Below are 19,643 nucleotides of genomic sequence, written 5' to 3'. Positions count from 1 at the left end.
TGAGGCAGTCCTCTCGATCATGCCGCCGCCGGGGTATGCTCATCGATCATCGCGACTCGGTTGATGGTGTGGCTTGCCAACGGCGGAATCCCGGCCGACCGGATCGCACAGGCGGTCGGGCTACGCATCCCAGGTCGGGACGGCGTCGGCGGGCGCGATTCCCGACCTGGTCGTGTGGAACAAGGTCCAGGCCGACGGCGTCTGGCTACCGGTCGCCGACGTTCTCCTCGTGGTGGAGATCGTCTCGCTCGGTTCCGAGGGTGTGGATACGGTGACCAAACGCAACGAGTACGCGACCGTCGGCATTCCGCAATACTGGGTGGTCGACCAGGATCAAGCCCAGACAGTCACCATGCACCGTCTGGACGGCGACCACTACCCGGTACGGGCGAGCATGCCGCTGGCCCGGGTTCTCAACACCAGCCCAAGCGAGCACGACCTCGGCTGAGACGGGAATGGCTTGTTCAGCGGTAGACGTCTCTGATTCTGATTTTTCACGGATCCGGGCAGACCGCCGACATCCATCGGCGCGATGAAGTGGTGGGTGCGGACGCTGTTCAAGGTCGGCGGGCAGACCCTGTCGATGCCGCAGACGGCGCGATATTTTGCCGCACGAAACGGCATCACCAGCGCACCGGTCAGCACGACACTGCCGAAGCGGGCCGGCTCACCGGCAACAACGTCGGTCGAACGCACCGAGTACCGGCAACAAGGGCGTCCGCCGGTCGTGCTCTACACCGTGCACGGCGGCGGGCATACGATTCCTGGGCTGGCCAAGGCACCCGCCATACTCGGCAAGACCAACCAGGACATCAGCACCGCCGATCTGGTCACCGACCTCTTCGAGATTCCACGCTGAGCCACTCACCGGCACACCCGGCCGCGCGGCGCAGCCGGCCGGGGCGTGGTAACGGGCGAGCTTCGTACCCGACGATCTAGATCCGGGCCAGCGCGGAGCGGAGCGGGTCCAGGCCGATCGAGCCCAGGTCGAGCGCGGCCCGGTGGAATCCCTTGAGGTCGAAGTCGGCACCCTTGCGGGCCTGCGCCTCGGCCCGGGCCTGCAACCAGATCCGCTCGCCGACCTTGTACGACGGTGCCTGCCCCGGCCAGCCCAGATAGCGGTTCAGCTCGAACCGGAGGTTCTCGTCCGGCACTCGGCAGTGCGCCCGCATGAACTCCCAGCCCAGCTCGGGGGTCCATCGCTGCCCCGGATGGAAGCCGAACGGGTTGTCCCGGGGGATTTCCAGCTCCAGGTGCATGCCGATGTCCACCACCACCCTGGCGGCCCGGAACGCCTGCCCGTCGAGCATGCCCAGCTTGTCACCGGGGTCGGCGAGGTAGCCCAGCTCGTCCATCAGCCGCTCGGAGTAGAGCGCCCAGCCCTCGCCGTGCCCGGAGGTCCAGCAGAGCAGCCGCTGCCACCGGTTGAGCAGGTCGGCCCGGACCTGGGTCTGCGCCACCTGGAGGTGGTGCCCGGGCACGCCCTCGTGGAAGACCGTGGTCACCTCGCGCCAGGTGGAGAACTCGGTGATGCCCTGCGGCACCGCCCACCACATCCGGCCCGGCCGGGAGAAGTCCTCACTCGGGCCGGTGTAGTAGATCCCGCCGTCGCTGGTCGGCGCGAGGCAGCACTCGATCCGGCGGACCTGCTCGGGGATGTCGAAGTGGCTGCCGTGCAGCTCGGCGATCGCCTTGTCGGCCAGCGCCTGCATCCAGTCCCGGAACGCCTCCTTGCCCTGGATCCGCCGGGCCGGGTCGGCGTCCAGCGCGGTCACCGCCGCGTCGACGCTGGCGCCGGGGCCGGCGATCTGCGCGGCCACCGCGCGCATCTCGGCCTCCAGCCGGGCCAGCTCCTCGAATCCCCAGGCGTACGTCTCCGCCAGGTCGACGCGGGCGCCGAGGAAGTACTGCGAGGCGAGTTCGTACCGGTCCCGGCCGGCGGCCTGCTTGGCCCGGCCCAGCGGGGCGAGTTCGTCCCGCAGGAAGTGCCCGAACTCGGCGGTGGCGGCGGTGGCCGCGGCGGCGCCCCGGCGCAGCTCGGCGGCGAGCGCCGGATCGGCGGGGAGCCGCTCGACCAGGGAGTGGAAGAAGTTGTCGCCGTCCGGGTCGGTCCAGATGTCGCACTGCTTGGCGACCTCGACGATCTGCGCCCGGGAGCTGACGTGCCCGTCCCCGGCGGCGGTGCGCAGGGTCGTCTTGTACGCGTCGAGCGCCCCGGCGAACTGGCCCAGCCGGGCGGCGATGTTGCCGACCGCCTCGGCGCCCTCGGTCGGCATCAGGTCGAAGACCTGCCGGAGTTCGTGTAGTCCGCTGGCGATGACGTTCAGTTCGCTGGCCGTCTCACCCGCGTCGTACCGGGCGAGTTCCAGGCCGAGCCGCTCCTGCATCGCCTCCTTGGCGGTCCGTTCCGCCTCGGAGTCCGGCTCGGTGCCGTCGAGGGCGGTGAGCGTACGCCGGGTCAGCTCGGCCTGCGCCGCGAAGCCCTCCGGCGAGAGGTCACCGAGCTGGTCGTCGTATCCCCCGATGCCGACGAACGTCGCGCCGATCGGATTGAGCCGGGCCCACTCGTCGACGTAGCGGTCGGCCAACTCGTTGATTCGTCCCACGCCACGACCCTACGTGATGGGCCCGACGCGACTCATCCGCGTTCCGCCGTACGGCGGTCGGCACCCGCGCGGGTCGGCCGGGTCAGGGCAGGAGTTCGCGTGGATCGAAGTCGATCTCGAAGGGCTCGCTCGCCTGGAGCCGTTGCCCGCACACCGCCTCGGCGGTGCGCTGGTATTCGCCGTCCGCCAGGGTGAAGAACTCGACGGAGGCGTGCCGAAGCCGGCGTACGATCTCCACCCGCATGAAGTACGGCACTCCACCCTCGGCACACCGCTTCGGCTTGTCGACGAAGTCCTGCTTCCGGCTGCCGTGCGACACGAACTCGACCGCCATGGTGCAGAGCCGGACCGGCACCCACTTGTCCTCTTCGTCGGTCTGCGGGAGCGCGTGCAAGATCGTGACGTCGGGCTGGATCCACTGCCGCAACTCGAACGTGAGGTTGACCGGGCCGCAGACGTAGAGCCCCGCAGCCTGGGCAGCGGGGGCGAGCAGACGCGCCAGCGTCATCTCCCCGAACGTGTTGGACATCGTCTCTGCCGGGGTCATCACTAACCTTCCGTTGATGCACTCGTAACGTGCGGTAGGCAGTTCCGGCAGCGGAAGATAGCGGTCGGCGAGCTGGGTTGTCCACATGCCGTCGAAGTCCACCAGCGGATCGAACTGTGCCGGCATGGCCATGGGTCACCTCCTCGACGTAGTCGACGGTACCAACCCGACCGTGCGGTGTGTGGCGCCCGCCACGAGGTGGCGGAAATCGCGAGACAATGTCGTACTCCTGGCCCAGAGTGTCAGGGGTGACTGCCGCTACCACTCCTGACAAGTCCGCCCTCAAGTCGTGGTTGCCGGGCTTCTTCGCCCTCGGCGCGATCTGGGGATCGAGCTTCCTCTTCATCAAGGTCGGCATCCGGGAGATGCACCCGGTCTACGTCACCCTCGGCCGGGTCGGCGCGGGCGCGATCACCCTGTTGGTCGTGCTGGCGGTGCTCCGCGACCGGCTGCCCCGGGACCCGGTGCTGTGGCTGCACACCGCGCTCTACTCGGCGATCGGCGTCGCCCTGCCGTTCACCCTCTTCGGCTACGGCGAGCAGCGGGTCTCCTCGATGCTCGCCGGCATCTGGAACGCGACCACCCCACTGGTGGTGCTCCCGCTGGCGGTGCTGGTGTTCCGGACCGAGCGGATGACCGTACGCCGGGGGGTGGGACTCGGGCTGGGCTTCGTCGGGGTGCTGGTGGTGCTGGGCGTCTGGCAGGGCCTCGGCGGTGCCCAGTTCACCGGCCAACTGCTCTGTTTCGCGGCGGCGGCGTGTTACGGCGTGGCCATTCCGTACCAGAAGAGGTTCGTCGCGGGTCGGACCGAGTCCGGCCTGTCACTCTCGGCGGCGCAGTTGCTGATGGCGACGGCGCAGCTCGCGATCGCCGCTCCGCTGATCGCCGGTGCCCCGCCGGCACCGACCAGCCTCTCCGGCGAGGTGATCGCCAGCGTGCTGGCGCTGGGCGCGCTCGGCACCGGCCTGGCCTTCGTGATCAACCTGCGCAACATCCGGGTGGCCGGCGCGAGCACGGCGTCGACGGTCACCTACGTGATCCCGGTCTTCGCGGTGCTGATCGGGGTGCTCGCGCTGGGCGAGCACCTGGCCTGGTACCAGCCGGTCGGCGCGGCGATCGTGCTGGCCGGGGTGGCGGTCTCGCAGGGGCTGTTCAGCCGGCGGCGCCGCCCCGCCGTACCGGCCGGCATGCCGCCGGAGCTGACCCCGTCAGCCCGGGTGTGAGCCGGTCCAGTCGAGCAGCGCGTCGGCGGACCAGGTGTTGACGACCCGGTCCGCCGGTACGCCGCACCGGGCGGCCCGCTCACAGCCGAACCGCTGCCAGTCGAGCTGACCCGGTGCGTGCGCGTCGGTGTCGATGGCGAACCGGCAGCCCGCCTCCACGGCCAGCCGGATCAGCCGCTTCGGCGGGTCCTGCCGCTCCGGGCGAGAGTTGATCTCGACGGCCTTGTCGTACTCGGCGCAGGCGGCGAAGACGGCGTCGGCGTCGAAGTCGCTCGGCGGCCGGGTACGCGCCCGGTGTCCCCGGTCGCCGGGACCGGTAACCCCGGGCGGCCGGGCGGCGACCATCCGCCCGGTGCAGTGCCCGAGGATGTCCAGGTGCGGGTTGGCGATCGCCGCCAGCATCCGCCTGGTCATCCGGGCCTTCGGGTCCCGCAGGTTGCTGTGCACCGAGCCGACCACCACGTCCAGCCGGGCCAGCAACTCCTCCTCCTGGTCCAGCGAGCCGTCGTCGAGGATGTCGACCTCGATGCCGGTGAGGATCCGGAAGCCCTCCGGCAGCGCGTCATTGACCGCGGCGACGTAGTCGAGTTGTCTGCGCAGCCGGGCGGCGGTCAGCCCGCGGGCCACGGTCAGCCGGGGCGAGTGGTCGGTCAGTACCAGGTATTCGTGCCCCAGCTCGACGGCGGCGAGCGCCATCTCCTCGATCGGCGAACCCCCGTCCGACCAGTCGGAGTGGGTGTGGCAGTCGCCGCGTAGCGCCGCCCGCAGCGCGGCGGTCTCCTCGTCCAGGTCGAGCCCCTCGGTGGCCAGCAACCGGCGCAGATAGACCGGTTCCTCGCCGCGCAGCGACTCGGTGACGGTCCGCGCGGTCACGTCGCCGACCCCGGAGAGTTCGGTCAGGGTGCCGGCCTCGGCCCGGGTCGCCAGCTCCTCGGCGGGCAGCTCGGCGAGGGTCTTGGCGGCCGACCGGAACGCCTTGACCCGGAAGCTGGCCTCGTTCGCCCGTTCCAGCAGGAAGGCGATCCGACGCAGGTCGGCCAGAGGGTCGCGCCCGGTCATGCCGTCTCCTCGGTCCGCTCGGTCACGTCGCCTCCCCGCTCCACCCGTTCGTCCCGGACCAGGCTGCCCGCTCATCCCCGGCCAGGCTGCCCCGGCCCTCCCGGACCACGCTGCCCGGGCGTCGTCGACCAGGTCCTGTGCGTGACCAGGTTAGTCAGCGGTCGGCATTGGCGTGGGAACTCGCCGGCCGGTCCTGACCGGTCGGTGCCGCGCGGCAGATCCGAACGGGGTTGCCGGTGTCGGTGCCTCGTCGTAATGTCCGTCCGCCGCTCCGCACCAGCGGTTGGCGGACGTACGTTACGGGGGAGGACAAATCGTGGTCGCCACTTTCCGCGCGATGGCGTCGGTGGTGATGCTCGCCGGGTTCTACGTCGTCGCGCTCGTCCAGTTGGGCGGCGCGGTGGCCCTGGCCATCTGGCTCAGTACGGTACTCAGTGGCGCGATCGCACTGAAGCTCGTGTTCCCACTCTTCGTGGCCACGGTCGGTGCGGTCTCGGTCGCGCTCTGGAAGGCCATCCGGGCCAGGCCGGAGCCGCCGGAAGGGCAACCGGTCGGTCCCGACCAGGCTCCCGAGCTGTGGCGTACGGTGCACGAGCTGGCGGGCGTGGTCGGCACCCGGGTGCCGGACGAGATCCGGCTGCTGCCCGAGGTCAACGCCGCGGTGACCGAGGACGCCAAACTGCTCGGCCTGGTCAGCGGCCGGCGCATCCTCTACATCGGACTCCCGCTGCTCCAGGCGATGAGCGTCGACCAGATCCGCTCGGTACTCGCCCACGAGCTGGGGCACTACTCGGGGCGGCACACCCGGCTCGGCGCGGTGGCGTACCGGGGCCGGTTGGCCCTCGGCGGCACCATCAGCCGGATCGGCCCCCGCAACCCGGTCGGCTGGGTGTTCAGGGGCTACGCCCGGCTCTATCTGCTGGTCGACAACGCCGCCTCGCGACGCCAGGAACTGGAGGCGGACCAGGCCTCCGTGCAGGTCGCCGGCCGGGCCGCCGCCGCGTCCGCGCTGCGTGAGCTGCCCGTGCTCGACGCCGCCTGGGGCTTCTTCTTCCAGCGGTACGTCCACCCCGGCTGGGAGGCCGGGTTCGTCCCGGACGACCTCTTCGGCGGCTTCTACGCCCTGGTCGCCGCCCGCCAGACCGAACTGGCGGAGCTGCGCGGCAACGAGCCGGACGGCACCGGGTCCCGCTGGGACACCCACCCGCCGATCCCGGAGCGGATCTCGGCGATCGCCACCGCCCCCGACGTACCCCGGCCGGCCGACAACCGGCCCGGGTACGTGCTGCTCCCGGACATCGTCGCGCTCGGCCGCCGGCTACAGGACCGGATGGTCGAGGTCGGCGACCGCAAGGTGCTGCCCTGGCCGCAGTTCACCCACGCGATGGTCGCGGCGGGCGTGCAACGGCAGACCGACGCCGTCTTCCGGGCGCTCGGCCGGTTCACCGGGGCGCCCGAGCCGGGGCTGCCGGTGCTGTTCCAGCTCGTGCAGGCGGGCCGGCTCGGCGAGTTCGCGGAGCAGTTCTTTCCGGACGCCACCCGGCGGGAGGCGGCCCGCAAGTTCGCCGAGCCGATGGAGGCGTTGTTGCAGAGCGCGGCGGCGAGCGCACAGGCGGCCTGGTGGCGGCATTCGTGGTCCGGGCCGGCCGAGCTGGTCGGGCGGGACGGCCGGCCGATCTCGTTCGCCGAGATCGCCGAGCTGGCTATCTCGGCGCAGACCCTGCCCGAGGCGGTCGCCCGGCTGACCGCGCTCGGCATCGACCCGGCGCACGGCCGGGTGGTGCAGCGCCGGGCCACCGCGAACGGCGCCCGGCTGCTCGCCGCGCTTGCCAACATCAAAATCGACGGCGTCGACCACGACGTGCTGATGCTCAACCGCGGGCTGGTCTTCGTCGGCAACCCGGGCAAGGCCGACAAGGGTACGAAGCGGCTGCGGGAACTGGTCAGCTCCGCCCCGGTCGCCGAGCTGGCCGGTCGGCACCAGTTCCTGCCGTTCGAGGAGGTCGCCGGTGCCACGATCCGCAAGCAGGTGCCACTGAAGGCCGAACTCCTGCTGCACGACGGCCGCCGGCTGGCGTTGCAGGAGGCGTGGAGCAGCGAACTGCTGGAGAAGAACAGTCGGGACACCCTGCTGGAGGCGCTGAAGTCGTTCGACGAGCGCTGACCCCTCCCGGCCGGTGAGCCGGCACGCTCACCGGCTCGCCGGCCCCGGGAATGCCGCCGTACCCTGGCGCTCATGCGCACGATCGACTGGGTTGACGGTGCCGTCGAACTGATCGACCAGACCGCCCTGCCGGGTCGGCTGACCGTACTCCGGGTGAGCACCGTCGACGACCTGGTCGCGGCGATCCAGCGGCTCGCCGTACGCGGCGCCCCGGCGCTCGGGGTAGCCGGTGCGCTCGGAGTCGCGCTCGCCGTAGCGCAGCCGGGTGACGTGGCGGCCGCCGTACGCCGGCTGGAGACCGCCCGGCCGACGGCGGTGAACCTGGCCCGGGGCGTACGCCGGGCCGCCGCCCGGCTGCCGGAGGGCGCCGACGCGGTCCTCGCCGAGGCATTGGCGGTGCGGGACGAGGAGATCGCCGCGTCGGCCGCGATGGCCCGCCTCGGCGCCGACCTGCTGGCCGAACTCTGCGGGGCCCGGCCCCGGCTGCTCACGCACTGCAACACCGGCGCGCTGGCGGCGGTGGTCGGCGGTACCGCCCTCGGGGCGGTGCTGGAACTGCACCGGCGGGACGCGCTCGGCGCGGTACTGGCCAGCGAGACCCGACCGCTGTTGCAGGGGGCCCGGCTGACCGCCTGGGAACTGGGCCGGGCCGGGGTGCCGTACCGGGTCGCGGTGGACGGGGCCGGCCCGTTCCTGATGGCCCGGGGCGAGGTCGACGGGGTGGTGCTGGGCGCCGACCGGATCTGCGCCAACGGCGACGTGATCAACAAGATCGGCACGTACGCGCACGCGCTCGGTGCCCGCCGGGCCGGCATCCCGTTCGTGGTCGTCGCGCCGGAGTCGACGGTCGACCCCGACACGGCCGACGGTGCGCGGGTCGAGATCGAGGACCGGGGTGCCGACGAGGTGCTGTCGTACGGCCGGACGCCGGCCGGCGACGGTCGACCGGCCGGAGTGGACGGTGTCGACGCGGTCAACCCGGCCTTCGACGTGACCCCCTACGAACTGGTCACGGCGATCGTCACCGAGCGGCGGGTGATCAGGCTGGATCGGGGAGAGCGGGTCTGACCGCGGTGACCGTACGCCGGTCCTCGGCGACCCGGGTCACCCAGCCACCCGCCCGGCCGAGCCGGAGCAGCGCGTCGGGCCGGGCCGGCAGCTCCACCGCGCCGCCCGGCCGTGGCGGCCAGGCCAGCCGGGCCGCCGAGCCGGGCGTCAGCCAGCGCCGCAGCGCACCGATCGGGTCCGCCGAGCCAACCGCCGTGCGGGCGCCGTCCAGCTCCCGCAGTACCGCGTCCAGCGCCGGGCCGACCGCTGCCGCATTGCCGCCGCACATCGCCGCGACCAGGTCCGGCCGGGTCGCCGCGACCCGGGTGCCGTCCCGGAACGAGCCGGCGGCCAGGGTCCCGGCCAGCGGGTCGTCGGCGGCGACCGCCGCGATCGCGGTGGCCAGCAGATGCGGTACGTGACTGACCGCGGCGACCGCCCGGTCGTGTTCGGCGGCGACCGCCGGCACCACCCGGGCGCCGATGCCGGTCAGCAGGGCCGCCAGCTCCAGCCAGTCGGCCACCGGGGTCGCCCCCGGTTCGAGGCAGAGCACCCAGGCGCAGCCGGTGAAGAGGTCCGGATCGGCGGCACCGAATCCGGAGGTTTCCCGGCCGGCCATCGGGTGGCCGCCGACGAATCCGGCCCGCCGGTCGGCGCCGCCGCGCAGGTGCCGGTCGACCAGTACGCGCACCGGCTCCTTGACCGAGGTGACATCGGTGACCAGTCCGGTGTAGCCGGCTCCGGAGAGTTCGTCGAGTACTCCGGCCACCGCCGGCAGCGGTACGGCGATCACCACCAGGTCGGCGCCGGCCACCGCGTCGCGTACGGTCCGGGCGACCTGCCAACGCGCCGCCGGCGGCGCCTGTGCGGCGGCGGTCCGGGCGGTGGCCCGGGTCGCGGGGTCGGCGTCGTAGCCGAGCACCGCATGACCGGTCGAGGCCAGTGCCCGCAGCACCGAGCCGCCGATGAGACCGAGCCCGATCACCGCGACGTCCACGACCGGAACTCTCGCACACCGGCCGGGGCTACGGCGCCTTCGGGCAGCCGTTGTCGGCGCGCCAATCCCTGACCTTGGCGGCCGGTGAGGTGTTCCGCTTCTTGCGCCAGGCGTCCAGGAACGACGCCGGCCAGACCACGCCGCGCCGGATCCACCAGTCGGCGGTCTTCTCACACGGCGGCGAGATGCCGAAGTGCAGGTGGCAGACGTTGTTGGCGTTGCCGGTCCGGCCGACCGTGCCGACCTGCTGGCCCGCACGCACCCGGGCGCCCGCCTCGATCCCGCCGCTGACGTTGGTCAGGTGCGAGCCGTAGTAGCGGACCCCGTCGTCACCGAGCAGCGAGACCGCCTTGCCGCCGTTGTTGGGCCCCTGCGGCCCGCTCTTGCTGTACCGGTCGACCCGGCTCACCTCAAGGATCCGGCCGTCCGTGACTGCGACCACCGGCGAGCCGCAGTTGGCGAAGATGTCGGTGGCCGGGTACGCCGAGTGGGTCGGGTGGTAGGCGACGTTGCTCGTCCGCACCGGGAAGGCGTATGTGTGGCTGCCGGTGGTCGTCGGCGGCGGGGTGCCGGGCTTCTTCGACGGCGACCTGCTCGGCTTCGCGCTGACGGTCGGCGTCGGCGCGGCGGTCGGCGTACCGTCGGCGGCCGCGCTCGTGACCGGGCCGTCCATCGGCTCGAAGGCCGGTGCGCCGGTCGGCTGCCGTGTGTCGGCGCAGCCGGCGGCGAGCGCCGCCAGCGTCACCAGCAGGGCGGCGACCGGGTACCCCGGACGCCGGCCGGGCCGGCCCCGTCGCGCTGATCCTCCCCATGGCATCCGGCCATAGTGGCAGACCGGCTCGAACCTTGCCGGCCCGGCGGTCGGGCCCGTCGCGATCCGGTCGGGGCCGTCGCGATCCGGTCGGTCGCCGGCCTCCGCCGGGTAGGCTGCGAACCGGGTGGACCGTCCGGATCGGGTGGCGTACCCGGGGGCGGGTGCGCGCACGTGTGGGTGGAGAGGAGCGGGGTCATGGCGGAACAGCCGGCTCTGCAACCCCGGTCCGGCGTACCGCACCCCGGGCTACAGCAGTCCGGCCAGCCCGGTACGCCGACCCAGCCGGGTGTGCTCCAGTTCGGCGCGCCGGCCCGGCCCGGCATGCCGCACCCCGCCCTGCCACCGCCCGCCGTCGAGCCCCGGCCGGTCTGGCAGCCCCGACCCTTCGGGCACAGCCCGTCCGGCCTGTTTCCGGCCAGCCCGCCACCCGTGCACGCCCAGCCGACCTACCGGGAACCCCATCCGGTACGCCCCGGAGCCGTCGCCGCGGGCGCGGCCTCGACCGCCGCCTGGCTGGTCGCCTTCGGCCTGCTCGGACACGGCCTGCGCGGATACGTGCTCTGGACGCTGCTGGCCGGCGGACTGGCCTGGCTCGTCGCGCTGCTGTTGACCGAGCGGGGCAACCGGGGAGCCGGCGCGGGCATCGCCCTGGCCACCGGGGTGGGCTGGGCCATCGCCGCGGTGGCCGTTGCGACCCGCTGGTACAGCAGCGCCGACTGGCCGTTGTGGTAACCGCCCGCCACCCCGCTGTCCCGTTCCGGATGATCCATACGGCCCCCGCCGCAGTTCGGGGCCGGTGCGGGGGAGTCACCGGAGTCTCCGAGAATCGTTCGGGACAGCCGCGCTGAGTGAGGTGATCGCTGCACACCGCTATCGGCCTTGACGAATCGGGCGCGACTCGGCACCCTCGGCGGTATGGCCTGGACAGAGCATCGGCTCGACCCTGACCGCAGCCGTCGTAGGTTGCAGCTCCTTGCCGAACTCGCCGGGGCGAAGTCGGTGCGGGAGCGCGAACATCCCCGACGTGCCCGCGTTGACCGCCTGCGCGAGCTGATCGCCACCCGCCGCCGCCTGGCGAGCTGATCGCCGCCCTGGCGACTGATCGGCAGCCTCGTCCACTTCGATTCCCGTCCCTCCTTCGGGGCGTTGCGTGGGCTCTGCCGGATCCGACCGGATACCGTCACGCGTGACAGAGAGCCGGCTGGGCACCGTGCAGTCGGCGTGATGCGGCTGGGGGCCGCTGGGTAATTGGGGGGACCGTGTCGTACTTCGCTGCGGCGGTGGTGCGCCGCCCGTCCGGCTGGACCGCGACAGAAGTTGACCTGAATGGTGCGGCCGACATCGACGAGGTCGCCGACCTGCTCCGCGACGTCGACCAGGACGCCGAGATCTCCCTGCTCTTCGTCGAGTCCGACGACGCCTACCTGGCGATCATGCGTCTCGACGAGGGCGAGGACCTGCGGGTCTTCGGTTCGGACTCGGCATTCGCCGAGGAGTCGCGGCTCGGTGCCCTGCTGGTCGGCGACATCAAGGCCCCGGCCCTCGGCATCGACGACGTGGTCGAGCCGGTGGAGCGCGCGGCCGGGTCGGCCGATGACGACGACGAGAACGAACCGGCCGTCGATCCGGACGCCGATCCGGTGGGCGATGCCGACCTCCTCGCCGACCTCGGCATCTCGGCCCATCGCCTGCTCGCACTCTGCGCGCACGAGGGGATGCTGCCGGCCGACGTGACGGCGGAGGCCTGCCAGATCATCGGCTGTGGCAACGAGGTCGAGGAACTCCGCGAGGCGTGACCGGGTCAACGGGTCGACCTCCGGACGAATCAAGCCTGCCGCTGACCGGGCGTCGACACCGGCACGAGGCGTGGATGCGACGGGCGCTCGAGGTCTCCGGCGTCCCGCCCGGCCCGGCCCCTGCGACGACCGGCCGGGCGGCAGCGGCGGCCGTCGAGGCGCTGGCCGGGGACGTCCCGGTCGGAGCGGTGGTCTACGGTCCCGACGGTACGGAGCTGTCGAGCGCCCGCAACGAGCGTGAGCTGACCGGAGACCCCACCGCACACGCCGAGGTCCTGGCGTTGCGCCGGGCCGCCCGGGCCGTCGGCGCGTGGCGGCTGACCGGCTGCACCCTGGTGGTGACCCTGGAACCGTGCACGATGTGCGCCGGTGCGCTGGTACTCGCCCGGATCTCCACGCTCGTCTTCGGCGCCTGGGAGCCGAAGACCGGTGCGGTGGGTTCGCTCTGGGACGTCGTACGCGACCGGCGGCTCAACCACCGCCCCGAGGTGTACGGGGGGGTCCTGGAGGCCGAGTGCGCCGCCGCGCTCCGGGCCTTTTTCCGCTGACGGGTCCTCCACAGCTTTGGCCGGGGTTGTGCACACCCTGTGGATAACTCGAAACGCTTGTGGATAACTCTCGCGTCACCGCAACGGCCAGCGGATCAGCCGGGCATTCTCCAGGCGTGACCGGCCGCCGGAGCGGGGGCGCCGGCGGGCAGGCCGGGGTAGGGCGCGAGGGTCGCGGCCGCAACCGCCGGTGTGGCGTACTCCGGGAGAGCCTGGACCGGGGTCTCGGTCGGCAGCAGGACCGTGACGACCAGCCCACCCCCGTGCCGGGGCTCGGCCCGGACCGAACCGCCGTGCGCGGTGGCGATCGCCCGGACGATCGACAGCCCGAGACCGAACCCGCGGCCGCCGCCGACCCGCTCCTGGCGCAGCCGCCGGAACGGCTGGAACATCGTCTCGACCTCGTAACCCGGCACCACCGGCCCGGTGTTCGCCACCACCAGGGTCGCCCAGCCGTCGACCGTGGCGGTGTTGATCCAGACCTGGCCGCCGGTCGGGACGTTGTGCCGCAGCGCGTTCTCCAGCAGGTTCTGGGTCAGCCGCTCCAGCAGTACCGGGTCCCCGACGGTAGGCGCCGGAGCCAGCTGCCGGTGCACCGGCAGCTCCGTACGCATCTGCTCGGCGACGTGCCCGACCACCTCGGCCAGGTCGATCGGGGTCCGGTCCACCACCTGCTGTTCCGAGTCGGCCAGGGTGAGCAGCCCGTCGATCAGCCGTTCGTGCCGCTCGTTGACCGCCAGCAGCGTCTCACCGAGTTGCTGCAACTCGGCCGGGGCGCCGGGCCGGGTGACCGCCAGTTCCAGCAGGGACCGGTTCAGCGCCAGCGGCGTACGCAGCTCGTGCGAGGCGTTGGCGACGAACCGCCGCTGCCCGTCGAAGGACTGGTCCAGCCGTTCCAGCATCAGGTCGAAGGTGTCGGCGAGTTCCTTGACCTCGTCCCGCGGGCCGTCCAGCGCGATCCGCTCGTGCAGTCCGCGACCGGCGGTGCCGGCTCCGGCGATCCGCCGGGCGGTACCGGTGATCTGGTGCAGCGGTTGCAGCGCCCGGCCGGCGATCAGCCAGCCGAAGGCGAGGGCGGTCGCCGAGACCACGGCGAGCGCGATGCCGCCCTGGGTGAGCAGGGTCTCCAGCGCGTTCTCCCGGGCCTCGTCCTGGACCTGCCGCGCGAAGATCCGGAGTTCTTCGGCGTTTTCCGGGTTGAGCATCCGGCCGGGATTCGTACCCGGTGACCGGTTCAGCGCCACGCCGAAGGTGGCGGGCATCCGCTGTTCGACCAGTACGTAGGTGACGGCGAGCAGCACCAGCCCGGCGAGCAGGAAGAGGCCGCCGTACACCAGGGTCAGGCGGGCCCGAATCGTCAGTCGTTTCACCGGATCTGATACCCCACTCCCGGCACGGTCTCGACGATCTGCGGATCGCCGAGCTTGCGGCGCAGCTTCATCACGGTCACCCGGACCACGTTGGTGAACGGGTCGATGTGCTCGTCCCAGGCCCGCTCCAGCAGCTCCTCGGCGGAGACCACCGCACCGCCGGCCCGCATCAGCTCGGCCAGCACCGCGAACTCCTTGCGGGAGAGCGCGACGTACCGGCCGTCACGGTAGACCTCGTGCCGGGCCGGGTCGACCACCAGGCCGGCCCGGCTCAGCTTCGGTGGCGCGGCCGGCCGGGCCCGCCGGGTCAGCGCGTGTACCCGGGCGGAGAGTTCGACCAGCGCGAACGGCTTGATCAGGTAGTCGTCGGCGCCCAGAGCCAGCCCGGCCACCCGGTCCCGGACCGCGGCCGCGGCGGTGAGCATCAGCACCCGGGTTCCGCCCCCGCCCTCCACGATCGCCCGGCACACGTCGTCGCCGTGCACCACCGGCAGGTCCCGGTCCAGCACCACCACGTCGTAGTCGTTGACGCCGAGCCGCTCCAGGGCCGCGTCGCCGTCGTACGCGACGTCGACCGCGAACGCCTCCCGGCGCAACCACTCGGCGACGGCGTCCGCCAACAGCTTCTCGTCCTCGACCACCAGTACCCGCACCGGTCCATGGTGACTCGGTCGTGGATAACCCCGCCGTAAACGTCGACGGTTACGCCCCGGATACGTGCCGCCGGCTTGACTTTGTCCGTATCGGCCGGCGAACCGCGCCGGCCCACGGAAGGAGTTGTGCCATGCGCCGACGAATGTCGGGCATCTGGCTGGCCCTCCCCGTCCTCGGCCTGGTGCTCACCGGCTGCGCCAAGGCCGACGAGGGGCCGGGGGTGGCCACCGCCCAGGGCGGCGCCGGAGCCGGACCTACCGCCAGTGCCAGTGCCGCCGCGCTGAGCGACGAGGACCGCCGCCTGGAGTTTGCCAAGTGCATGCGGGAGAACGGGGTGGAGATGCCGGACCCGGAGCCGGGTCAGGGCGGGATCCGGGTACAGCGGAACCCCGGTGACGATCCGGCCAAGACGCAGGCGGCGATGGAGAAGTGTCGCCACCTGCTGCCCAACGGAGGTCAGCTCCAGCTCAACCCGGAGCAGGTCGAGCAGTTGCGCAAGATGGCGAAGTGCATGCGGGAGAACGGTGTGCCGAACTTCCCGGACCCGCAGCCGGACGGCAGCATCCAGTTCAACCAGGGCATTGGGATCAAGCGGGACGATCCGACGTTCCAGGCGGCCATGGAGAAGTGCCGGGGCGAGTTCCCGGTCCGGATCCGAGGTGGTGGCGAATGACGGCGGGCGCCTCCGTGACCGAGACCGGCCCGTCCCCGGACGGGCCGGCTCCGGCCACCGCCGGACCGGGCGACGCCACGGGGGCGGTTCCGGCGGCCGGGAGCCGGTCGGGGCGGCGACGCCGGGGCGGTCGGGGCCGGGCGGTGGCGGCGGTGACCACCGCCGCGCTGGCGGTCGCCGCCGGAGTCGCCGCCGCCGTCGGCTTCGGCGGTGACGATCCGGGTACGGCCACCGCCAGCAATCTGCCACCGGCGAACGCCCAGGTCACCCGGCAGACGCTGGTCGACTCGGAGACCGCCGACGGCGAACTGGGGTACGGCGAGACCCGTACCGTGGCGGTCCGGAAGGGCGGCACGATCACCTCGATCGCCGCCGCCGGTACCCGGGTCACCCGGGGCAAGCCGCTCTACTCGGTCGACAACCAGAAGGTCGTGCTGCTCTACGGCGGGCTGCCGGCGTACCGGACGCTGCGCTCCGGTGACAGCGGCGACGACGTCGAGCAGTTCGAGAAGAACCTGAGCGCGCTCGGCTACGACGGGTTCACCGTCGACGACGAGTACACCTCGGCCACGGCCGAGGCGGTGCAGGAGTGGCAGGAGGACCTCGGCCTCGACGAGACCGGCCGGGTCGAGCTGGGCCAGGTCGTCTACGCCACCGGCGAGGTCCGGGTGGACAGCACCGAGGCCGAGGTCGGCGACGCGGTGCAGCCCGGCGGCGGGGTGCTCAGCTACAGCGGTACCTCCCGGGTGGTCACCGTCTCGCTGGACGTGGACGACCAGCGGCTGGCCAAGCGGGGCGCCAAGGTCACGGTGACGCTGCCGGACGGCAAGGAGGCGGCCGGCACCATCGCCGCCACCGAGACGATCATCGAGACCGGTACGGGCGCCAACGGCGCACAGGGTGAGCCGGAGACCAAGATCGAGGTGACCGTCACCGCCGCCGACCCGAAGGCGTTGGCCGGGTTCGACAGCGCCTCGGTCGACGTGGCCTTCACCGCAGCCCAGCGGGAGAACGTGCTCACCGTTCCGGTCGCCGCGTTGCTCGCCCTCGCCGAGGGCGGCTACGGCGTCGAGGTCGTCGAGGGCGACGCGACCCGGATCGTGGCGGTGCAGACCGGGATGTTCGCCTCCGGCCGGGTGGAGGTGACCGGCGACGGGCTGGTCGAGGGGGCGACCGTGGGGATGCCGAAGTGAGCCGGGACCGGGCGGCGTCCGGTACCGCGCTCGCCGATCCACCGGCCGGCACCGACGGGGTCGTGGTGCTCGACCGGGTCACGAAGGTCTATCCGGGCGGCGTTACCGCACTCGGTGGCGTCACCCTGGCCGTCCGGCCGGGCGAACTGGTGGCGATCGTCGGGCCCTCCGGCTCCGGCAAGTCCACCATGCTGCACCTGATCGGCACCCTCGACCGGCCGTCGACCGGCACCGTGCACATCGACGGGTACGACGTGGCGAAGCTGTCGGACCGGCAGCTCTCCGCGTTGCGGTCGTCCCGGATCGGGTTCGTGTTCCAGCAGTTCCACCTCGCGCCCGGCGTACCGGTGCTGGACAACGTGGCGGACGGGCTGCTCTACGCCGGCGTACCCCTGGGGGAGCGGCGGCGGCGCGCAGAGGCCGCGCTGGTCCGGGTCGGGCTGGGGCACCGGCTCGACCACCGGCCGCACGAACTCTCCGGCGGCGAACGGCAGCGGGTGGCGATCGCCCGGGCCGTGGTGGGAAACCCGGCGCTGCTGCTGGCCGACGAGCCGACCGGCAACCTCGACTCGACGTCCGGGGCCGGGGTGCTGGCGCTGCTGCGTGAGCTGAACGCCGCCGGAACCACGGTGGTGGTGATCACGCACGACCGGGAGATCGCGGCGAGCCTGCCCCGGCAGGTGCAGATGCGCGACGGCCTGGTGCTGTCGGACAGCGCCGCCGTCCGTGGGGCCGCCAGCGGTGGCCTCGCGCCGATCGCATCGAACGGGGTCGGCTGATGGCCGGGGCGAACGGAGGGGCACGCACCCGGCTGGTACCGGCCCGGATGCGGCCCCGCGACATCCTCCGGGTCGGCGGCGTCGGGCTGCGTACCCGGCCGCTGCGGGCGTTCCTCTCCGCGCTCGGCATCGCGATCGGCATCGCCGCGATGGTCGCGGTGGTCGGCATCTCGTCATCGTCCCGGGCGGAACTGGACCGGATGCTCGACTCGCTCGGCACCAACCTGCTGACCGTCGCGCCCGGCAACACCATGTTCGGTGACGCGGCCCAGTTGCCGGAGGAGTCGGTGGCGATGATCGGCCGGATCGGCCCGGTCGAACAGGTCTCCGCCACCGGGCAGCTCTCCGAGGCCCGGGTGTACCGCTCGGACCAGATCCCCGAGGTGGAGAGCGGCGGAATCGCCGCCCGCGCGGCCCGGCTGGACCTGATCGACACGGTCGGCGCGAGCATGGCCAGCGGTACCTGGCTGAACGGGGCGACGGCGCGCTATCCGGCCGTGGTACTCGGGGCGACCGCGGCGGAACGGCTCGGGCTCGGCAGCGCCGGACCGGAGGTACAGGTCTATCTCGGCAGTCGGTGGTTCACCGTGGTCGGGATCCTGGCACCGGTGCCGCTGGCGCCGGAGCTGGACCTCTCCGCGCTGGTCGGCTGGGAGGCGGCCGCGTCGTACCTGGGCTTCGACGGGCACCCGACCACCGTCTACACCCGCTCGGCCGAGCAGTCGGTCGAGGCGGTGCAGACGGTACTCGGCGCCACCGCAAACCCGGAGGCGCCGAACGAGGTCAAGGTGTCCCGGCCGTCCGACGCGCTGGAGGCGCAGCAGGCCACCGACGAGGCGTTCACCGGGCTGCTGCTCGGGCTCGGCGCGGTTGCGCTGCTGGTCGGCGGGGTGGGAGTCGCCAACACCATGGTGATCTCGGTGCTCGAACGGCGGGCCGAGATCGGGTTGCGCCGCTCGCTCGGCGCGACCCGGGGCCAGGTACGCACCCAGTTCCTCGCCGAGTCGTTGCTGCTCTCCGCCCTCGGCGGAGTCGGCGGAGTGCTGATCGGCATCGGGGTGACCTCGGGCTACGCCCTGTCCCGGGACTGGCCGACGGTGGTACCGAGCTGGGCGATGGTCGGCGGGGTCGGTGCGACCCTGCTGATCGGCGCCTTCGCCGGGCTCTACCCGGCGATCCGGGCCGCCCGGCTGGCCCCGACCGAGGCGCTCGCCACGCCGTGAGGAGGCGACCGGGTCAGGGGTACGGGCTTTTGCTGTACTCCTGACCCGGTCGCGTCGTCTCCGTCAGGCGACGACGGTGTCGAGGGCGATCTCGACCATCTGGCTGAAGGTCTGCTCGCGCTCCTGGGCGGTGGTCTGCTCGCCCCGCTTGATGTGGTCGCTGACGGTCAGCAGCGTCAACGCCCGCGCCTTGAACCGGGCCGCGATCGTGTAGAGCGCCGCCGACTCCATCTCCACCGCCAGTACGCCGTAGTCGGCAAGGGTGTCGTAGAGGCCCGGACGGTCGGTGTAGAAGGCGTCAGTGGCCAGGATCGGGCCGACCCGCATCGCGATGCCACGCCGCTGCGCCACGTCGACCGAGGTACGCAGCAGCCCGAAGTCGGCGACCGGGGCGTAGTCGATCAACCCGTCGAACCGCATCCGGTTCATGTTCGAGTCGGTCGACGAGCCGCTTGCCGCGATCACGTCCCGGAGCTGGAGGTCCTCGCTGAGGGCCCCGCACGAGCCGACCCGGATCAGCGACCGTACCCCGTACTCGTTGATCAGCTCGTGCGCGTAGATGGAGGCGGACGGCATGCCCATGCCGGAGCCCTGGATCGAGACCTCGGTGCCGGACCAGCGGCCGGTGAAGCCGAGCATGCCGCGCACCGTCGAGTAGCACTTGGCGTCCTCGAGGTAGGTCTCCGCGATCCACTTGGCCCGCAGCGGGTCGCCCGGCAGCAGGACCCGCTCGGCGATCTCACCGGGCTTGGCGCCAATGTGCGTACTCATGTGAGGTGATCCTGCCAGGTCGCCCCGGCCGATACCGCCGCGACGTCGCCCCGGTGCGTCGGGTACCCTTCTCGGCGGTGGTGTGTCCGAGTGGCCTAAGGAGCACGCCTCGAAAGCGTGTGAGGGTTTACGCCCTCCGCGGGTTCAAATCCCGCCGCCACCGCCACTGAACAGCCAAA

General features: G+C 72.4%; 21 protein-coding genes and 1 tRNA gene. 14 read left to right on the top strand and 8 right to left on the bottom strand.

Annotation, left to right across the window (positions count from 1 at the left end; translation table 11 throughout):
* The first annotated feature begins 172 nt into the window (after positions 1-172).
* Positions 173-448: a Uma2 family endonuclease gene (locus R6Y94_RS17675; RefSeq protein WP_318396939.1), complete on the top strand. Its 276-nt coding sequence runs from the start codon at positions 173-175 to the stop codon at positions 446-448.
* 96 nt (positions 449-544) lie between these two features.
* Entirely contained in the window at positions 545-859 is a 315-nt protein-coding gene (locus R6Y94_RS17670; RefSeq protein WP_318396938.1) for a hypothetical protein, read from the top strand.
* A 76-nt stretch (positions 860-935) separates the two neighbouring features.
* Here R6Y94_RS17670 and R6Y94_RS17665 read toward each other — a convergent pair whose 3' ends face one another.
* Complete coding sequence (locus R6Y94_RS17665; RefSeq protein ID WP_318396937.1) at positions 936-2,606, bottom strand: DUF885 domain-containing protein; 1,671 nt, start codon at positions 2,604-2,606, stop codon at positions 936-938.
* 82 nt (positions 2,607-2,688) lie between these two features.
* Positions 2,689-3,285 (bottom strand): Uma2 family endonuclease, encoded by a 597-nt coding sequence (locus R6Y94_RS17660; protein WP_318396936.1) that lies wholly within the window; start codon positions 3,283-3,285, stop codon positions 2,689-2,691.
* An 86-nt stretch (positions 3,286-3,371) separates the two neighbouring features.
* Here R6Y94_RS17660 and R6Y94_RS17655 point away from each other — a divergent pair, with 86 nt between their 5' ends.
* Positions 3,372-4,376, top strand: coding sequence for a DMT family transporter (locus tag R6Y94_RS17655; protein WP_412102788.1), 1,005 nt, complete (start codon positions 3,372-3,374; stop codon positions 4,374-4,376).
* Here the strand turns inward: R6Y94_RS17655 and R6Y94_RS17650 are convergent.
* Positions 4,362-5,435: a PHP domain-containing protein gene (locus R6Y94_RS17650; protein ID WP_318396934.1), complete on the bottom strand. Its 1,074-nt coding sequence runs from the start codon at positions 5,433-5,435 to the stop codon at positions 4,362-4,364. The two genes, R6Y94_RS17655 and R6Y94_RS17650, sit on opposite strands and share 15 nt — an antisense overlap.
* A gap of 316 nt (positions 5,436-5,751) precedes the next feature.
* Between R6Y94_RS17650 and R6Y94_RS17645 the strand changes: the two genes are divergently transcribed.
* Positions 5,752-7,599 (top strand): M48 family metallopeptidase, encoded by a 1,848-nt coding sequence (locus R6Y94_RS17645; RefSeq protein WP_318396933.1) that lies wholly within the window; start codon positions 5,752-5,754, stop codon positions 7,597-7,599.
* 72 nt (positions 7,600-7,671) lie between these two features.
* On the top strand, positions 7,672-8,667 hold the full coding sequence (gene mtnA, locus R6Y94_RS17640; protein ID WP_318396932.1) for an S-methyl-5-thioribose-1-phosphate isomerase: 996 nt from the start codon (positions 7,672-7,674) through the stop codon (positions 8,665-8,667).
* On the opposite strand, the gene R6Y94_RS17635 is transcribed toward mtnA, so the two are convergent.
* Together R6Y94_RS17635 and R6Y94_RS17630 are read right to left on the bottom strand one after the other, a co-directional pair.
* Complete coding sequence (locus R6Y94_RS17635; protein WP_318396931.1) at positions 8,639-9,643, bottom strand: prephenate dehydrogenase; 1,005 nt, start codon at positions 9,641-9,643, stop codon at positions 8,639-8,641. The two genes, mtnA and R6Y94_RS17635, sit on opposite strands and share 29 nt — an antisense overlap.
* Positions 9,644-9,671: 28 nt before the next feature.
* Entirely contained in the window at positions 9,672-10,316 is a 645-nt protein-coding gene (locus tag R6Y94_RS17630; RefSeq protein ID WP_412102795.1) for a M23 family metallopeptidase, read from the bottom strand.
* Between the two features lie 336 nt (positions 10,317-10,652).
* Here R6Y94_RS17630 and R6Y94_RS17625 point away from each other — a divergent pair, with 336 nt between their 5' ends.
* From R6Y94_RS17625 to R6Y94_RS17610, 4 genes are all read left to right on the top strand, one after another.
* Positions 10,653-11,189 carry a hypothetical protein gene (locus R6Y94_RS17625; protein WP_412102787.1) on the top strand — a complete coding sequence of 179 codons (537 nt, stop codon included), beginning with the start codon at positions 10,653-10,655 and terminating at the stop codon, positions 11,187-11,189.
* A gap of 183 nt (positions 11,190-11,372) precedes the next feature.
* Positions 11,373-11,540: a hypothetical protein gene (locus R6Y94_RS17620; RefSeq protein WP_318396929.1), complete on the top strand. Its 168-nt coding sequence runs from the start codon at positions 11,373-11,375 to the stop codon at positions 11,538-11,540.
* A 176-nt stretch (positions 11,541-11,716) separates the two neighbouring features.
* Positions 11,717-12,253 carry a tRNA adenosine deaminase-associated protein gene (locus tag R6Y94_RS17615; protein ID WP_318396928.1) on the top strand — a complete coding sequence of 179 codons (537 nt, stop codon included), beginning with the start codon at positions 11,717-11,719 and terminating at the stop codon, positions 12,251-12,253.
* Between the two features lie 74 nt (positions 12,254-12,327).
* A complete protein-coding gene (locus tag R6Y94_RS17610; protein ID WP_318396927.1) occupies positions 12,328-12,801 on the top strand; it encodes a nucleoside deaminase in 474 nt (157 codons plus the stop codon).
* A 95-nt stretch (positions 12,802-12,896) separates the two neighbouring features.
* Here the strand turns inward: R6Y94_RS17610 and R6Y94_RS17605 are convergent, their stop codons facing one another.
* Together R6Y94_RS17605 and R6Y94_RS17600 are read right to left on the bottom strand one after the other, a co-directional pair.
* The gene (locus tag R6Y94_RS17605; RefSeq protein WP_318396926.1) at positions 12,897-14,171 is read right to left on the bottom strand and encodes a HAMP domain-containing sensor histidine kinase; all 1,275 of its coding nucleotides are present in this window, start codon (positions 14,169-14,171) and stop codon (positions 12,897-12,899) included.
* Positions 14,168-14,824, bottom strand: a complete 657-nt coding sequence (locus tag R6Y94_RS17600; RefSeq protein WP_318396925.1) for a response regulator transcription factor — start codon at positions 14,822-14,824, stop codon at positions 14,168-14,170. Before R6Y94_RS17600 ends, R6Y94_RS17605 begins: the two co-directional genes overlap by 4 nt.
* Positions 14,825-14,955: 131 nt before the next feature.
* On the opposite strand from R6Y94_RS17600, the gene R6Y94_RS17595 reads away from it, so the two are divergent.
* The 4 genes from R6Y94_RS17595 to R6Y94_RS17580 all read left to right on the top strand — a co-directional run bounded on the left by R6Y94_RS17595 (position 14,956) and on the right by R6Y94_RS17580 (position 18,693).
* Positions 14,956-15,498 carry a hypothetical protein gene (locus tag R6Y94_RS17595; protein ID WP_318396924.1) on the top strand — a complete coding sequence of 181 codons (543 nt, stop codon included), beginning with the start codon at positions 14,956-14,958 and terminating at the stop codon, positions 15,496-15,498.
* Complete coding sequence (locus R6Y94_RS17590; RefSeq protein ID WP_318396923.1) at positions 15,495-16,691, top strand: efflux RND transporter periplasmic adaptor subunit; 1,197 nt, start codon at positions 15,495-15,497, stop codon at positions 16,689-16,691. Before R6Y94_RS17595 ends, R6Y94_RS17590 begins: the two co-directional genes overlap by 4 nt.
* 62 nt (positions 16,692-16,753) lie before the next feature.
* Positions 16,754-17,470 carry an ABC transporter ATP-binding protein gene (locus tag R6Y94_RS17585; protein WP_318396970.1) on the top strand — a complete coding sequence of 239 codons (717 nt, stop codon included), beginning with the start codon at positions 16,754-16,756 and terminating at the stop codon, positions 17,468-17,470.
* Positions 17,470-18,693 (top strand): ABC transporter permease, encoded by a 1,224-nt coding sequence (locus R6Y94_RS17580; protein ID WP_318396922.1) that lies wholly within the window; start codon positions 17,470-17,472, stop codon positions 18,691-18,693. The genes R6Y94_RS17585 and R6Y94_RS17580 overlap by 1 nt, the downstream gene beginning before the upstream one ends.
* 63 nt (positions 18,694-18,756) lie before the next feature.
* Here the strand turns inward: R6Y94_RS17580 and deoD are convergent, their stop codons facing one another.
* Positions 18,757-19,464: a purine-nucleoside phosphorylase gene (deoD, locus tag R6Y94_RS17575; RefSeq protein WP_318396921.1), complete on the bottom strand. Its 708-nt coding sequence runs from the start codon at positions 19,462-19,464 to the stop codon at positions 18,757-18,759.
* Between the two features lie 76 nt (positions 19,465-19,540).
* Between deoD and R6Y94_RS17570 the strand changes: the two genes are divergently transcribed.
* Positions 19,541-19,630 (top strand) — tRNA-Ser (locus R6Y94_RS17570).
* Positions 19,631-19,643 lie beyond the last annotated feature (13 nt).

It is taken from the genome of Plantactinospora sp. KLBMP9567, assembly GCF_033446045.1.
Lineage (GTDB): Bacteria > Actinomycetota > Actinomycetes > Mycobacteriales > Micromonosporaceae > Plantactinospora.
Note: the sequence above shows the minus strand (reverse complement) of the source record. Positions and strands in the feature narration are given on the sequence as shown.